General features: G+C 67.3%; 15 protein-coding genes and 1 pseudogene. 13 read left to right on the forward strand and 3 right to left on the reverse strand.

Going from position 1 to position 14,858, the window contains the following annotated elements; genetic code table 11:
- Nucleotides 1-279 precede the first annotated feature (279 nt).
- Both NS6_RS03330 and ku read left to right on the forward strand, forming a co-directional pair.
- Entirely contained in the window at nucleotides 280-1,386 is a 1,107-nt protein-coding gene (locus tag NS6_RS03330; protein WP_245669113.1) for a lycopene cyclase family protein, read from the forward strand.
- Nucleotides 1,386-2,312 (forward strand): non-homologous end joining protein Ku, encoded by a 927-nt coding sequence (gene ku / locus NS6_RS03335; protein WP_068036268.1) that lies wholly within the window; start codon nucleotides 1,386-1,388, stop codon nucleotides 2,310-2,312. The genes NS6_RS03330 and ku overlap by 1 nt, the downstream gene beginning before the upstream one ends.
- Nucleotides 2,313-2,320: 8 nt before the next feature.
- On the opposite strand, the gene NS6_RS03340 is transcribed toward ku, so the two are convergent.
- A complete protein-coding gene (locus NS6_RS03340; RefSeq protein ID WP_068037797.1) occupies nucleotides 2,321-2,818 on the reverse strand; it encodes a GNAT family N-acetyltransferase in 498 nt (165 codons plus the stop codon).
- A gap of 176 nt (nucleotides 2,819-2,994) precedes the next feature.
- On the opposite strand from NS6_RS03340, the gene NS6_RS03345 reads away from it, so the two are divergent.
- Nucleotides 2,995-3,900: a universal stress protein gene (locus NS6_RS03345; RefSeq protein WP_068036270.1), complete on the forward strand. Its 906-nt coding sequence runs from the start codon at nucleotides 2,995-2,997 to the stop codon at nucleotides 3,898-3,900.
- A 21-nt stretch (nucleotides 3,901-3,921) separates the two neighbouring features.
- Here NS6_RS03345 and NS6_RS03350 read toward each other — a convergent pair whose 3' ends face one another.
- The gene (locus tag NS6_RS03350) at nucleotides 3,922-4,833 is read right to left on the reverse strand and encodes an LLM class F420-dependent oxidoreductase (RefSeq protein ID WP_068036272.1); all 912 of its coding nucleotides are present in this window, start codon (nucleotides 4,831-4,833) and stop codon (nucleotides 3,922-3,924) included.
- 199 nt (nucleotides 4,834-5,032) lie between these two features.
- Here NS6_RS03350 and NS6_RS03355 point away from each other — a divergent pair, with 199 nt between their 5' ends.
- From NS6_RS03355 to NS6_RS35600, 9 genes and pseudogenes are all read left to right on the forward strand, one after another.
- Entirely contained in the window at nucleotides 5,033-5,923 is an 891-nt protein-coding gene (locus NS6_RS03355; protein WP_068036274.1) for an alpha/beta fold hydrolase, read from the forward strand.
- Nucleotides 5,924-6,065: 142 nt separating this feature from the next.
- Nucleotides 6,066-6,953, forward strand: coding sequence for an alpha/beta fold hydrolase (locus NS6_RS03360; RefSeq protein WP_068036276.1), 888 nt, complete (start codon nucleotides 6,066-6,068; stop codon nucleotides 6,951-6,953).
- Nucleotides 6,954-7,127: 174 nt separating this feature from the next.
- Nucleotides 7,128-7,463 (forward strand): histone-like nucleoid-structuring protein Lsr2, encoded by a 336-nt coding sequence (locus NS6_RS03365; RefSeq protein WP_068036277.1) that lies wholly within the window; start codon nucleotides 7,128-7,130, stop codon nucleotides 7,461-7,463.
- Between the two features lie 238 nt (nucleotides 7,464-7,701).
- Nucleotides 7,702-8,769 (forward strand): alpha/beta hydrolase, encoded by a 1,068-nt coding sequence (locus NS6_RS03370; RefSeq protein ID WP_084470579.1) that lies wholly within the window; start codon nucleotides 7,702-7,704, stop codon nucleotides 8,767-8,769.
- Between the two features lie 95 nt (nucleotides 8,770-8,864).
- A complete protein-coding gene (locus NS6_RS03375) occupies nucleotides 8,865-9,920 on the forward strand; it encodes a fused (3R)-hydroxyacyl-ACP dehydratase subunits HadA/HadB (protein ID WP_068036280.1) in 1,056 nt (351 codons plus the stop codon).
- A 77-nt stretch (nucleotides 9,921-9,997) separates the two neighbouring features.
- Nucleotides 9,998-10,447 (forward strand): SgcJ/EcaC family oxidoreductase, encoded by a 450-nt coding sequence (locus NS6_RS03380; protein ID WP_068036282.1) that lies wholly within the window; start codon nucleotides 9,998-10,000, stop codon nucleotides 10,445-10,447.
- 62 nt (nucleotides 10,448-10,509) lie between these two features.
- Complete coding sequence (locus NS6_RS03385; RefSeq protein WP_068036284.1) at nucleotides 10,510-10,812, forward strand: hypothetical protein; 303 nt, start codon at nucleotides 10,510-10,512, stop codon at nucleotides 10,810-10,812.
- Nucleotides 10,802-11,131, forward strand: coding sequence for a hypothetical protein (locus NS6_RS35595; protein ID WP_068036286.1), 330 nt, complete (start codon nucleotides 10,802-10,804; stop codon nucleotides 11,129-11,131). Before NS6_RS03385 ends, NS6_RS35595 begins: the two co-directional genes overlap by 11 nt.
- Nucleotides 11,132-11,235: 104 nt before the next feature.
- A pseudogene (locus NS6_RS35600) lies at nucleotides 11,236-11,679 on the forward strand (hypothetical protein); the annotation flags it as partial.
- A 104-nt stretch (nucleotides 11,680-11,783) separates the two neighbouring features.
- On the opposite strand, the gene NS6_RS03395 reads toward NS6_RS35600, so the two are convergent.
- Nucleotides 11,784-13,937 (reverse strand): catalase, encoded by a 2,154-nt coding sequence (locus NS6_RS03395; RefSeq protein ID WP_371859298.1) that lies wholly within the window; start codon nucleotides 13,935-13,937, stop codon nucleotides 11,784-11,786.
- Between the two features lie 190 nt (nucleotides 13,938-14,127).
- On the opposite strand from NS6_RS03395, the gene NS6_RS03400 reads away from it, so the two are divergent.
- Nucleotides 14,128-14,847 (forward strand): PAS and ANTAR domain-containing protein, encoded by a 720-nt coding sequence (locus NS6_RS03400; protein ID WP_084470580.1) that lies wholly within the window; start codon nucleotides 14,128-14,130, stop codon nucleotides 14,845-14,847.
- The last annotated feature ends 11 nt before the right edge of the window (nucleotides 14,848-14,858 follow it).

The following is a 14,858-nucleotide window of genomic DNA, read 5'->3' on the forward strand; positions in this document are numbered from 1 at the left end:
GCAGTTCCTGCAAAAGGACCGCGCGAATCAGCGGTGCGCGGACAGGCGAGGGCCGGCCACAGACGGCCGGAAACCCGCCGCGCCATGCTCGACAGCGCCCCCGAATATCAGCACCACAGCCGCACCGGCCCGACCGCACGGATGACCGCTCGTCACGTTGGTCGAATCGCCGTTATCCGGTCCCGGCACGATGAGCGCGCGACCGGCCCCACCGAGACGCACCACGATGCCCGGTACCCCGCCGAGACCGAATCCTCCCGGCCGTGTTTCGATCCTCGCGTGCGCGCCGATATCGTGATCTGCGGTCTGGGCCCGGCCGGCCGAGCGCTCGCCTACCGATGCCTGGTGCGGGGTATGTCGGTGATCGTGGTCGATCCGAATCCACGGCGGCACTGGCGGGCGACCTACGCCGCCTGGACCGACGAACTCCCGGCCTGGCTGGCCGGCACCACCCTCGCGGCAACGGTCGCCCTGCCGCGCGCCTACGGCCTGCGCGCGCACACGATCCCCCGCTCGTACTCGGTGCTCGACACGGGGCGCCTCCAGCGCAGCCTCGACATCACCGGAGCCACCGTGCTCACCGGCCGGGCCACCAGGCTCGACCGGCACATCGTCACCCTGGATACCGGCCGGACGTTGCAGGCCGAGCGTGTGATCGACGCGCGCGGCCTGCGACGCCGGCCCGGCCGGGCCGAACAGACGGCCTACGGCCTGATCCTCGACGATCCCGGACCCGACGAGCCGGCGCTGTTCATGGACTGGCGTGCCGATAACGGCGCTGACCCCGGCTCGCCACGGTCGTTTCTGTACAGGATCCCGATCGGCGGCGACCGCGTCCTTTTCGAGGAGACCTGCCTGGTGGGGGCACCACCGATCGACCTCGGTGAACTCGCCCGCCGATTGCGCTGTCGATTACGAGCTCGCGGCATACCGGTACGCGGCGACGAACCGGTCGAACGGGTCCGCTTTCCGGTCGTGGGCGGCGCCCCGCGGCCGGGCCGATTCGGTGCCGCCGGCGGGTACTTGCATCCGGCCACCGGATACAGCGTGGGGGCGGCTCTGGCCGCGGCCGGCGATATTGCGGACGGTCACACGCGCGTGCCGAATGCGGCCCGAGCCGTATATCGCCTGCGCCGCGCCGGGCTCCGGGCCTTGCTCGCGCTGCCGCCGAGTGAACTTCCCGGCTTTTTCGACGCGTTCTTCGAGCTCGATATCAACCTGCAATACGCCTATCTGTCCGGACGCGCCGACTTCGCAGGCACCGTCGCCGCGATGACCAGGCTGTTCGCGGGAGTACCTCCCGGTACCCGCGCGCGGCTGGCCGCTGCGACACTCCATCTCCCGCCGCTCTCGCCCCCGGGGTCCGGTTCGGTCATCATGGAGTGATGCGGTCAATCTGGAAAGGCTCGATCGCGTTCGGGCTGGTGAACGTCCCCGTGAAGGTCTACACCGCCACCGAGGACCACGACATCCGGTTCCACCAGGTCCACGCCAAGGACGGCGGCCGGATCAAATACGACCGCGTCTGCACCGTCTGCGGGCAATCGGTGAAATTCGCCGATATCGATAAACAGTACGAATCACCGGAAGGCGAGAAGGTCGTGCTCACCGACGACGATTTCGCCAAACTACCGGTGGCCGAGAAACACGAGATCCCGGTTCTGCAATTCGTCCCGTCGGAGCAGATCGATCCGATCCTCTACGACAAGACCTACTATCTGGAGCCGGATTCGACCACACCCAAGGCCTATGTGCTGCTGGCCGCCACACTCGAACGTATCGACCGCACCGCCCTCGTCCATTTCACGCTGCGTCAGAAGACCCGGCTTGCCGCGATGCGAGTGCGCGACGGGATGCTGGTGCTGCAGACGCTGCTGTGGCCGGACGAGGTGCGCTCGGTATCGTTCGAATCGCTGGAGGAGGCCACGGCGCCCCGGCCGCAGGAAATAAAAATGGCCGAAACCCTTGTCGAGTCGATGTCCGACGATTTCGATCCCGATCAATTCACCGACGAATACCAGGTCGAACTGAAACGGTTGCTGGAGGAAGCGATCGCCAGCGGTGACGGAAAGGTTGCCGAACGCACCGAGGAACCGGCCGAGGAATCCGATGCCGAGGTGGTCGATCTGGTCGCTGCGCTGCAGCGCAGCCTGGAGGCCAGCGGTGCCCGCGGCGGCGAGCAGTCCGGTACCCGTGGTGGTGGGAAATCCGGCGGTACGAAATCCGCCGGTGAGAAGAGTTCCGGCGCCGCGAAAACCCGCAAGACCTCCCCGCGTAAAACTGCCCAGAAGCGAACCCGTAAAGGCGCGTGAGCCCCCGGTTACAGGGCTTGGATGAACCAGTCCAGGAAGCCCTCGGACTCGGTACTGCTGCGGTGGTAGTGGAATCCGAGCTGATGAGCGAGTGCGATGTCCGATTTGTGGTCCGTATCGATTCGAAGCACCGCCTCATCCGCCGAATCATTGCGGGCCAGATACCGGCAGGCCAGCACAATCGTCCGGCCGGGCACTCCACTGCCGCGCCACGGCGGGTGGATTCCGTAGCTGATATCGGCCTGGCGTTTCGCCAGGAATTCCGGTTCCAGCGTCACATCCAGCGTCCCCGCCAGCGCATACGACGATACGTCCACCACGGTAAATGTTTTCCGAGGCCCGTCGGTGGCCCACTCCGCGGCGCACCGTTCGAATTCCGCCATCGTCTTCGGTGGGCCGGGCCCGGCCGTCCGGCGCACCGACTCCCGATCCAGGGCGGCCAGGTGCGCGGCGGCGTCGGCGACCTCGATCGGCCGTAGCCCGATCACCCCATCCGATATCAGCACGTGATCATGATCTGCATATTTCACGGCATTCGACAAGCCCCATGGACGGCGAGCCGCCGAAGAGAATTACAGGGCGCACCGGAAAAGCCGGCGAGCAACAATTCCGCGACACGCAATCGTGCGGACACGCCCGCAGTACAGGACCGGCACCGTTTGCCGGGTGGATACTCGGGACTATGACCGATAACCAGGAGGATCCGCATCGGCTCGTATCCGCTGCCGTGGTGGTGGGCGTGGACGGCACCCCCGCCTCTCATTCGGCCATCCGCTGGGGCGCCACGGTGGCCGCCCGGCGAGGGCGGCGGCTCATCCTGGCCTACGGGATGAATTCCACCCCGGCCAAAACCTGGCTGGTCGCCTATAAGCCGATGGTCGACGAGGCCGTGCAGACCCTGCGCACGCACGGCGAACAGGCATTGGCCACCGGCGTGCAGGTCGTCCACGAGGCCGCGCCGGAACTGGCACCGGACACCCTGCTCTCCGAACACAGCCCCGCCAAAATGCTGATCGAATTGTCCAAATCCGCGCATATGGTGGTGCTGGGGTCGCGCCGCGGCGGCGCGATCGCGCATCTGGGGTCGACCATTCTGGCGGTCGCTTCGCACGGGCAGGGCACCATCGTCGCGGTCCGCGAGGACAACGAGGACATCACGGACGGCCCCGTGGTGGTCGGGGTCGACGGCAGCCCGGTCAGCGATACCGCCGTCGCCGCCGCATTCGCCGAGGCTGCCGAACGGGGAGCCGAACTGGTCGCGGTGCACACGTGGAGCGACCTCACCTTCACCGAATTCGCCAGTACCGGTTACATCGAGATCCCGGCCGAGGATCTGCAGACCGCCGAACAGGCCGTGCTCGCCGAGCGGCTGGCCGGATGGCAGCAGCGCTACCCGGAGGTCACCGTGCGGCGCGAGGTGTATCCCTCGACCCCGGCAATGCATCTGCGCGAATGGTCCGAACGCGCCCAACTGGTGGTGGTGGGCAGCCGCGGCCGGGGCGGATTCCGTGGACTGTTGCTCGGCTCGACCAGTCAGTCGCTGATCCAGCGGGCCGCCTGCCCGGTCATGATCACCCGGCCGGGCTGAGCGATACGGCCGGGCTCCGGTTCAGCCGAGCAGGCCGGCGAGCAGCGCCCGGGTGCGCTGTGCCTCCGCGCCGCCGGCGAAGACCGAGGCGACGAATTCGGTGGCACCGGCGTCGAATACCTCCCGCACCCGGGCGGCGACCTGATCCTCGGTGCCGATGATCGCGAGATCCGCCGGTCCGGCAGCGCCCTCACGGTCCATCATCGCGCGGTAGGACGGCAGGGTGCCGTAGGTGGCGAAGGTGCGGGCGGCCCGTTCTCGCGCGGCGTCGGCATCGTCGGTCACCAGCACCGGTAGTGCGCAGACGATACGGGCCGGGGACCGGCCGGCGTCCGTGGCCGCCGCGGTGATGGTCGGGGCGATATGCTCCCGGATCGTGGCCGGGCCGGTCATCCACAACACGGTGCCGTCGGCGCGGCGCCCGGCGAGTTGCAACATCCGGGTGCCCATGGCGGCCAGCAGGACCGGGATCCGGCCCTCGTCCGGGATTGCGAGCTCCAGATTCCCGGCCAGGGTTTCACCGGTATAGGACACGGGCTGCCGTTGCAGCAAGGGATCGAGAATCGAGAGGTATTCGCGCATATGGCGGGCGGGCCGCTCGAATCCGTACCCGAACATGTTCTCGATGACGACGCGATGGGACAGCCCGATACCGAGGGTCAGGCGATCGGGGCCCACCGCCAGTGCGGTCGTGCGGGCTTGCTGGGCCAGCGCGCCCGGATGCCGGGGGTAGGTCGGCACCACGGCCGTCCCGAGCTCGATCTCCGGTACCCGGCTGCCCGCCACCGCCAGCGCGGTGAGCGCGTCGACGCCGAAGATATGCGACATCCAGGCCGATACGAACCCTTCGTCGGCGGTCCGGTGCAGGTCGTCGGTGAGCGCGCGCAGGGCGTCGCTTCCGGATCGTTCACTGAGCAGAATACCGATCCGCACTGCGGGCCTCCTGGACGGTTCGTAGGGGTCTGGACCTCGATGGTTGCGGCCCCGACCCTAATGGACGCGGGACGGCGGAGCGCGGCGCCGGACCGTGTGGCCGCAGCCGTGCCCATACCGCCGCGGTACGGATACCCGAGCCGACCGACGCGCCCGTGATTTCCTCGACCCCGGGGCCGCGGCGGGGCATGCTGTGAGCATGGACGAGTTTGCGAGCTGGCGGTCGAACGGACAGCGTTTCACCCATCGCGGACACCAGATCTTCTGGCGGTCCGGCGGAACCGGTTCCGCGGGAACCTTGTTGTGCCTGCACGGCTTCCCCACCGCGTCCTGGGATTGGCACCGGATCTGGCCGGATCTGTGCGCGCAGTTCGCCCGCGTCCTGGCCCCGGATCTGATCGGGTTCGGCTGGTCGGCCAAACCGCAGCACTACGACTACACGATCGCCGATCAGGCCGATCTGTGCGAGCAGTTGCTGCGCGAACAGGGCGTCGAGCGCTACCACATCCTGGCTCACGACTACGGCGATACCGTCGCCCAGGAACTTCTGGCCCGTGACGCCGAACGCCGGGCCGCCGGTGATACGTCGCTGATCATCGAATCGGTATGCCTGCTCAACGGCGGACTCTTCCCGGAGGCCCACCGGCCGCGACCCATCCAGCGGCTCCTGGCCGGCCCGCTCGGCCCGCTGGTCGGCCGGTTCGGCACCGAGGGCACCTTCGCGCACAGCCTGGCCGCGGTGTTCGGCCCCGACAGCAAACCCGACGCCGACGAAATGCATCGTTTCTGGCTGCTGTGGTGCAGTAAGCACGGGAAACGCAACGGCCACAAGCTGATGGGTTATCTGGCCGAACGGCGGACACAACGGCAACGCTGGGTGGGTGCCCTCGTCCGGCCGCAGGTACCGGTCCGGTTGATCGACGGTTTACGCGATCCGGTGTCCGGGGAGCGGATGGCGCGCCGCTACCGCCGCGTCGTCGACGAGCCCGATGTGGTGGAACTGCCCGCTGCCGGCCACTACCCGCAGTTGGAAGCACCGCAGGAGACGTTGCGCGCATTTCACGAGTTCCACACGACCCGGGTCGGATAGGTCCGGGCGCGGACCGGAACGACGGGGCCCCGGCATGTGCTGCGGAGTGCTACCGTACGGCCGGATGCCGGTGTGGTGATCGGGCTCCGCACCGCTACCGCTCCCCGGGGGTCGGGTGAAGCACAGAACGAGGGGACACCGCATGCTCGACCGCGACAGCGTATCCGGGCCGGATCAGCACATCCAAGGGGTCTCCGAGTGGGTGACCACCCGCGACGGCCGCCGGTTGCATGCCATGGCCCTGCCGGGCCCGCAGCCCGCCTCATCTCCGGTCGTCGTCTTCGAAGCAGGTGCGGCGGCCACTCGTTCCTCGTGGGGGTTGGTGCAACCCGAAGTGGGCCGTTTCGCGCCCGCCGTGGTCTACGACCGCGCGGGCTTGGGTCGCAGTCCCGCCGACCCGGCCGGTCGCCGTCTGGAGCGGATGGCCGATGATCTCGTCGATGTGCTCGATCATTTCGGGTCCGGGCCGTTCGTGCTGGCCGGTCACAGCGCCGGCGGTGTGATCGCCCGGCTCGCCGCCGCCCGCCGGCTCGACCGGATGGCCGGAATCGTGCTCGTCGATCCCACCGACGAGGCCGCGGATATGTTGTTCGCTCCTGCTTTCCGGCGCATGGAACGCGTGGCGATCACGGTGAACGGAGGGCTTGCCCGCTTGGGGCTGCTGCGCCGGATGTTCGGCCGCATGCTCGACGCGGTACCGGCGGATGTCCGCGCAGATATGGAGCGCGAGGCGTTCACCCCGGGCGTCGTCCGTACGCAGGCGGTACAGGCCCGGACCTTTCTCGACGATCTCGCGGCCTGGCGCGACCATCCGCCCGCCCGGGGCGATATCCCGGTCACTGTCATATCGGGCGCACGCGCGGGCGACGGTATGAATACGCGAGTCCGGGCCGCCGTCAACACCGCGCACGCGCACCGCGCGGCCGTCGCCGACGGGCGCCATGTCCTGGCGCACAATTCGAGCCACTATCCCCCGATCACCGACCCAGGGGTCGTGGTCGCGGAGATCCGCCGCCTCGCGGCGCCGTAATAGGCCACGTGGCGGCATCTCCGTGACAGCAGGCGCTGGTCGTCGCCCCCCGCCGTGCAGATCTGCGCCGCCACCGCGGTACCCGTGCACCGACCGCGGCCGCCGCCGGTTCCGGTGCGCCGTAAGGACATCGCTACGATTGTCGGGACAATCTGCCCACTTTCGGAGGAATGCATGGCGCGCAAGGTCATCGTTGAGCTGGTCGACGACTACGACGGAACTTCGCCGGCGGAGGAGACCGTCACCTTGGCTCTGGACGGTGTCACCTACGAGATAGATCTCTCGGCACGCAACGCCGGGCACCTGCGCGACATCGTCGGGGGGTGGGCTGTGCACGCGCGCCGGGTCGGCGGCCGGGTCACGAAGAGTAAACGTCCCGCCCAGTCCGCGACGGACACCCGGCAGACCCAGGCCATCCGCGAATGGGCCCGTTCGAACGGTATCGAGGTCTCGAACCGCGGTCGTATCTCGGCCGAGGTGCTCGAGGCGTACAAGAAGGCGCACAAATAACGGAGAAGGGACGGCCGGGGTCCTGAAGCCGGCCGGAACCGGTCATAGGCGGCCCGGCCCGGGCGCGTGACACATCACAAAAAGGTAACAGCACAGTCTCCGGAGACGACACAGAAACCGGTATGCCGATGCCGTGGCAGGGCCACGCGTTGTTCGGCACCGGTCGGAAAGCGTACGGACGGCGGGAGCCGGTCATGCGCACGATGTGTTCACACCGGACGAAAGGCCCTGTTCCCTCATGCGATTATCACCGGCGACCCTCGCCCTCCGTAGCCGCCGCAGATTCTGGCTGGCCACCGCCGTGCTCGCCGTGATGATCCAATCCGTATCACTGGTCAGCGGTGGCGCTCCCGCCGCGCGGGCCGCCTTCGACCCCACGGGTATGGATTTCTGGGTCGACTCCGCCATGGGCCCCATCAAATCCCGGGTGTTCCGCGCCGCCGACGGCAATACCTCGCGGGTGGTGTACGCGCTGGACGGTATGCGCGCCCGGGAGGACCTCAGCGGCTGGGAAATCGATACCGATATCGCCCGGGAATTCACCGAATGGAATATCAATGTGGTGATGCCGGTCGGCGGGCAGTCCAGCTTCTACACCGACTGGAACGCACCCAGCAACTTCCTCGGGGTGCCGCCGGGAACCGGATCCGGGAACGGATCGTCGTCGGGATCGGCGTCGGGATCCGGCGGCCTGCAAGCCCTGGCGGAAGGCCCGGGGAAGTCCTACACCTACCAGTGGGAGACCTTCCTGTCTCGCGACCTGCCCGCCGCACTGCGCGACCGCCTGGGTTTCGCGAGCCAACGCAACGGCGTTTTCGGCCTCTCGATGGGCGGTAGTGCCGCGCTCACCCTCGCCGCGCACTACCCCGGCCAGTTCAGCTTCGCCGGTTCCTATTCCGGTTACCTGAACATCTCCGCGCCCGGTATGCGGGAGGCGATCCGGGTCGCGATGGTCGACGCCGGCGGGTACAACGTGGATTCGATGGCCGCCCCGTGGGATCCGAAGTGGCTGCATATCGACCCGTTCGTCGCCGCGCCCAGCCTGGTCGCGCACAACACACGCTTATGGGTCTCGGCCGCCAGTGGGCTGCCCACCGCGACCGACGGGCCGAGTATCGGCACGGTCAACGGGATGGGCCTCGAGGCACTCGCGCTGGTGAACACCCGGGCATTCCAGGTGCGGATGGCGACACTGGGGGCGCAGAACGTGCACTACGACTTCCCCGCCCACGGTATTCACGCCTGGAACAACTGGGCCGATCAGGCGCTGCGGATGTTGCCGGACCTCTCGGCGAATATCGGGTGACATCCGTCGGCGGGCACCCGGATGACGGTGTCCCCGGCCCAGGTGCAAGGCAGTCGCTCAGCACTATCGATATCGACTCGGTAAGGTTTGCGTTCATGGGGAATGAGGATGTAATCGATTCCACCGGCGGCACTTTCATCGCCGGCGAACTCCCGGTGGGATTGCATTACCGCGCCCGCGACCACTATGTCGTGGGCCGGGAGAAGATCCGTGAGTTCGCCCGCGCCGTCCAGGATCACCATCCGGTGCACTGGTCCGAGGGCGCCGGTATCGACTACGGATACGACGGCCTGATCGCCCCACCGACGTTCTTCTCCGTGCCCGGATTCCTGGCGCAGGCCGAAATGTTCGAATCGGTGATGACCGGCTACGACCTGAGCCAGATCATGCAGACCGATCAGGTGATCCGCTATCACCGGCCGATTCGGCCCGGCGACGCCTTGTCCTTCGAGGTCCATCTCCACTCGGTGCGCCACGCTTTCGGTGGCGACCTCATGTCGTTCGAAACGGCGGTCACCGATCAGGACGGCGCGCTGGTTCTGGTGTCACGGACCGATGTGGTCGGGCGCAGGGGTGCCGGACCGGATCTCGGCGAGCTGGGCGCCGGTGTTCTCATGCACGGTTTCCGCCCCGGCGCCGATCGCGCAACCCCTGTCCCGCGTGCAGGTTCGGCCGCCCGCACGGCGGGCCGGCCACTCGTTCTGGCCGGCGCGGAGCCGCCGGCCGGACCCTGTGCCCGCGATTTCGATACCGTCCGAGTCGGCGACGAACTACCTACCAGGACGGCGCGGTTCACCATCGGAGATCTGGTGAATTACGCCGGAGTTTCCGGAGATCCCAACCCGATCCATTGGAGCGCCGAGGTCGCCGATCGCGTGGATCTCGAGGCCCCGGTCGCTCACGGCATGTTGACGATCGGATCCGCCGCCGGCTTCGTCACCTCCTGGCTCGGCGACCCGGGTGCACTCCGGGAGTACGCGGTCCGGCTGACCAGTCCGGTTTTCGTCACCCGGGAAGGTGCCGAGATCGAGTTCGGCGGCCGGGTGAAGGCGACCGATCCGTCCGCCCGGACCGCCACGATCGCGCTCACCGCCCGGCACCAGGGCCGCCGGGTATTCGGCCGCGCGACTGCTGTGGTCCAGCTGCGCTGACCCGGACCGAGTTCGTGACGGTTGCCACTCTCCGCCGGACTTGACCACAACCTATATTGAGGTACCAAGCTGTCGATATGAGCGCAACAGCATTCGAACGGCCCACAGTCGAGGACAGCACGGCCGACCACACCTCCGATATCGCGGCGATCCGGGAGTTGGTCAGCGATGTCGAAACCGGGTACAACACCAACGACGCGGAGTTGATGGTCAGCGGATTCATCGCCAATGCCGCTGCGGGCAACGCGGTGGGCGCGATCATCTCCGGATACGACACCCTCCTGGATTCCGCCCGGCGCGGCCTGGCCGGTTTCCTGGCCGACGAGTACGTGCGCTACGCGGTGACCGATATCGTTTTCCTGCGCCCGGATATCGCGATCGCCCACAAGACGGCCCGCGCGGTCACCGCCCACGGCGAACTCATCGACCGCGATCCTGCGATGGTCGCGCTGTACGTCCTGGTCCGGGAGGACGAGCGCTGGTGGGTCGCAGCGCGGCATAACACCCCGGTGCCCGCGAAAGCCTGACCGCAGTCGCCCGGCAGGCTCTGGGCGGCGGAGGTAATACCGGGGTATTATCGTGGTTGTCCGTGGAACACGGGCAATACGAATGGTGGGCCGGAGCATACGACCTGCTCCACCGCAGCGGAATCGAGCCCTGGGAAGTATTGGAGGTGCTGTATTCACCGCGGCGGTGGCCCCGGGCGGCGACGAGCCGCGAGGGACTACCCACCGCGACCGTCTGGGGTCGTACCGACGACGGCCGCGCCCTGATCGTGTTGCTGCGGTGGCTCCGCGCCGATACCCGCTGGCAGATTCTGCTGGCGAGCAGGATGCGGCCCCACCAGCTCGCCGAGTACACCGCATGGGAGGCGACCCGAGATGATCGATAACGAACCCGACCCCGGCTACCCCCGAACTCCCGAGGCGGCCGAGGATTTCCTGAACACACTCACCTACGACGACACCGCGGGCCTGCCGCCGCTGCCGCCGACCACGGACCGGATCGAACAGGGAATGGTCACCACTTCCTTCAAATGGACACCGGACATGCGCGACCGGGTCCGGCGCAAGGCCGCCGAACACGGAGTGACACCGTCCATCCTGATCCGTCAGTACATAGAAATGGGCCTGCTGGCCGAACAGTCCGAGCGGATGATCCCGCTGGCCGACGCAGTCCGGGCACTCACCAGCCTGCCGCATTCGGCCTGATCCCGGCCGGGGTACGACCCTGGCCGGAGCGGTATCAGCTCACGAGCGCTGTCGGCTGGGCGGCCATCGGCGCAGGCCCCGCGGCCCGCGACGGTGCGCTGAGGGACTATCTCGTCGAGGTCGATGTCGCGAACCAGCTGCCGAACGCGCTGGATCGCGCTTTGCGGACCGCAATGGCCCGGCGTGCGCCGACAGTGGTGATTCTGCCCGCCGACCTGCAAGAAGAGCCTTACGAGCCGCCGTTCGTCACCGGCTCCATCGGACTGCTCGGCACCCGGCCCAGCTACGAACTGATGCGGGATTGCGACACCTTGCTCATCGTGGGATCCGATTTCCTCTACAGCCAGTTCCTGCCGGATTTCGATCAGGCCCGCGGGGTGCAGATCGATATCGACGGCGCGCTCATCGGGATGCGCTACCCCACCGAAGTGAACTTGGTGGGCGACGCGAAAGCCACCCTGCGGCAGTTGATTCCTATGCTCGAGCGGAGTGCGGACCGCGGGTGGCGTGACACTGTCGAGCAGAATGTGGCCCGCTGGTGGGAGACGACTCACCCGAGCCTCATCGCTACTCGCTGTCGTGGCATCGGGCCCGGCCGACATGTGGTCTCGTGCCGGCCGGGCCCAGATCTCCTGGTGACGACGCCGACGCTTCAGGCGGGTATCGCCGTGGTCTCGCGCTCCCAGATGCGGTGGCCGGCGAGCACCGTCGCAAAAGATTCGACGAAGCCGTCGGATACTGCATCGCCGGTCTGGAGCACACCCTCGACCGGAGTATCCGGCTCTGGTGGGACCGCGATACCACCGGCCCGGAACACCTCGGCCCCTGCACCCAGCGCCGCCACCGGTTTGGCGTGCTTGTATGCCTCGGTCACGAAATGCACCGCGGGTCCCGCGGCGGCAAGGCTGCGGGCGGAGGTTTCGCCCCCGGCCACGACCACCGCGTCGTAGAGAACCGATGCCACTGTTGCCAGGGTTTTGTCCACGGTCACGCTGCCGTCGGTGGCACCGCTCAGTTCGCCGCCGTGTTCGGCCAGTACCTCGGTTTCGGCGCCGCGTTCGCGCAGCGCCGTGCGCAACCGTTCGACGCCCGCTACATCGACCCCGTCCGCCGCGAGGACGGCGATCTTACGGGTGGCGATGGTGGGCGGTGGGTCCTTCACCTGCGACAGCGCCGGCGACAACGGGACGTCCTCCACCGGGCCGGCTTCAGGGGTAGGCAGCCCGAGCCGACCGGCGACACGGCCGGCCAGGTCGGGGTCGATCCGGACCAGCTGTTCGAGCGCATGCGAGCGGATCTCGACCCGCTTACATTTCCCCAGTTCGAAAGCGAACGCGGAGACGATGTGCTCGGCTTCGGGCGCGGTCATACTGCGCCAGAACATGCGGGGCTGCCGGTAGTACTCCTTGAAGGTTTCGCTGCGGACCCGCAGCGTCTCCCCCTCCTCCCGCCGGGTGTAATGCCGGAAGACGTCCGCATCGGCGAGGGCCGGGCATCCGCCTCCGAGGGTGTTCTTGGTGTAGAACGCCTGGCCGTGCGGGATATCGTGGCGACTGTATCCGTCCTGTTGATGGGTGCGGACATCGGCCAGCGGCCGGTTCACCGGGAGGTGGGCGAAATTCGGCCCGCCGAGGCGAATGAGCTGGGTGTCCAGGTAGGAGAAATTCCGTAGCTGCAGTAGTGGATCGTTGGTGAAATCTATACCGGGCACCACATTCGCGGTATGGAAGGCGACCTGTTCCGTTTCGGCGAAGAAATTGTCCGGATTGCGGTCGAGCACCATCTCACCGACCGGGCGCACCGGGACCTGTTCCTCCGGGATCATCTTGGTGGAATCGAGCAGGTCGAAATCGAAATCGAATTCCTGCTCCTCCGGTACGAGCTGCACGCCCAGTTCCCAGCGCGGGAAATCACCGGCTTCGATACTGTCCCACAGGTCGCGCCGGTTGTAGTCCGGGTCTCGCCCGGCGACCTGCTGACATTCGTCCCACACCAGCGAATGCACGCCCAGGGCCGGCTTCCAATGGAATTTCACGAAGGTTCCGCGGCCCTCGGCGTTGACGAACCGGAACGTGTGGACGCCGAATCCCTGCATCATCCGGTAGCTGCGCGGCAGTGCGCGGTCCGACATCAACCACATGATCGCATGCAGTGTTTCGGGCTGTTCGGCCACGAAATCCCAGAGCGTATCGTGCGCCGACTGCGCCTGTGGGATCTCATTGTGCGGTTCCGGTTTCACCGCGTGCACGAAATCCGGGAATTTTATGCCGTCCTGGATGAAGAACACCGGGAAATTGTTTCCGACCAGATCATAATTTCCCTGATCGGTGTAGAACTTCGTGGCAAAACCGCGGACATCGCGCACTGTATCGGACGAGCCGCGCGATCCGGCGACGGTGGAGAAACGGACGAAAACCGGGGTCCGGGTGCCGGGATCGGTCAAGAATTTCGCGGCCGTGTATTCCGCCAGCGAATCGTCGTAGGGGCGGAAATAGCCGTAGGCACCGGCGCCGCGCGCGTGCACGACACGTTCCGGAATGCGTTCGTGATCGAAATGGGTGACCTTCTCGCGAGCATGGAAGTCCTCGAGCAGCGTGGGCCCGCGCGCGCCGACGGTCAGCGCGTCGTCGGTGTGGTCCACCCGAACCCCCTGCTGCGTGGTGAGGTACCCGCTTTCGCGGTCCTGTCGCAGTGGATCGAGCTGTTGTTGTTTGGGGTCGGCATCGCCCCGGCCTGCGCCGAGCGGGCGCTGCGCCGCCTCGGACGCGGCGGGGTTCGCGGAGCCCTGTTCCGATGTTCGGTCCACGAGTTGTCCTCCTCGATGGCGTGCCCGGCTGTGCCGTGCCCGGACTGTGAACATGGTCGTTTCCCGGTCGGCGGCTTCCCGGATCCGCGGGCGGCAAACACTCGGGCGCGCTCCGGGCAGTTCCTCCCGGCACGGCCGCCACGGCACCGCGGCCGCCGGCGGGCAGGCTGCTCGGGGAATAATCGCAGTCATGAATGCGCGGGACGAGCTGCCGGAGTCCGAGGTCGAACTCGTCGAACGAGTGGTCGGTGCCGGCGATCCGCTGGAAGTGGGACGGTTCCGGTACTACTTCGCAACCCGCAGCTGGGAATGGTCCGCAGAAGCCGCCCGTATCTACGGTTATTCTCCGGAAGTCCGGCCCACCACCGAGCTGCTGCTCTCGCATAAGCACCCCGACGATCGGGACCGGCTCGAGGCCATGATCCTGTCGGTCGAGGACGGGGGCCCGTTCTCCAGCCGGCACCGCATCATCGATACGGCGGGCCGGGTCCTCGAAGTGCTCGTGGTATCGGAACCCATGGTCGACGAGGCCGGCGAAGCGATCGGTACCGAGGGCTTCTACATAGATCTGTCCACCACCGCGGACGAATTCCGCCGGGAAGCCCTCGACGACGCCCTGCCGCAGGTACTCGATGCCCGGATAGTCATCGAACAGGCCAAGGGTGCGCTCATGCTCGCCTACGGAGTCAACGCCGACCAGGCTTTCCATGTGCTGCGCTGGCGGTCGCAGGAAACCAACATCAAGTTGCGCCGGGTCGCCGAACAGATGGTTGCGGCTCTTCCGGGCATCGCCGACGACGAGGTCCGGCTACGCACCCGCCTCGACCACCTACTGCTGACACTGCACCACGACATCGGCGCGGGAAGCACCGACGGCGATCCTGCCGCGGAGCCGGCCTCTCAACCCTGACCTGCCCTGTT

This window comes from Nocardia speluncae NBRC 108251 (genome assembly GCF_001613245.1).
In the GTDB taxonomy this organism is placed as follows: domain Bacteria; phylum Actinomycetota; class Actinomycetes; order Mycobacteriales; family Mycobacteriaceae; genus Nocardia; species Nocardia speluncae.

Coding starts and splice junctions, on each gene's coding strand:
- ku (WP_068036268.1), top strand. CDS start 1,386: ATGCGGTCAATCTGGAAAGGCTCGATCGCGTTCGGGCTGGTGAACGTC.
- NS6_RS03345 (WP_068036270.1), top strand. CDS start 2,995: ATGACCGATAACCAGGAGGATCCGCATCGGCTCGTATCCGCTGCCGTG.
- NS6_RS03355 (WP_068036274.1), top strand. CDS start 5,033: ATGGACGAGTTTGCGAGCTGGCGGTCGAACGGACAGCGTTTCACCCAT.
- NS6_RS03360 (WP_068036276.1), top strand. CDS start 6,066: ATGCTCGACCGCGACAGCGTATCCGGGCCGGATCAGCACATCCAAGGG.
- NS6_RS03365 (WP_068036277.1), top strand. CDS start 7,128: ATGGCGCGCAAGGTCATCGTTGAGCTGGTCGACGACTACGACGGAACT.
- NS6_RS03370 (WP_084470579.1), top strand. CDS start 7,702: ATGCGATTATCACCGGCGACCCTCGCCCTCCGTAGCCGCCGCAGATTC.
- NS6_RS03375 (WP_068036280.1), top strand. CDS start 8,865: ATGGGGAATGAGGATGTAATCGATTCCACCGGCGGCACTTTCATCGCC.
- NS6_RS03380 (WP_068036282.1), top strand. CDS start 9,998: ATGAGCGCAACAGCATTCGAACGGCCCACAGTCGAGGACAGCACGGCC.
- NS6_RS35595 (WP_068036286.1), top strand. CDS start 10,802: ATGATCGATAACGAACCCGACCCCGGCTACCCCCGAACTCCCGAGGCG.
- NS6_RS03400 (WP_084470580.1), top strand. CDS start 14,128: ATGAATGCGCGGGACGAGCTGCCGGAGTCCGAGGTCGAACTCGTCGAA.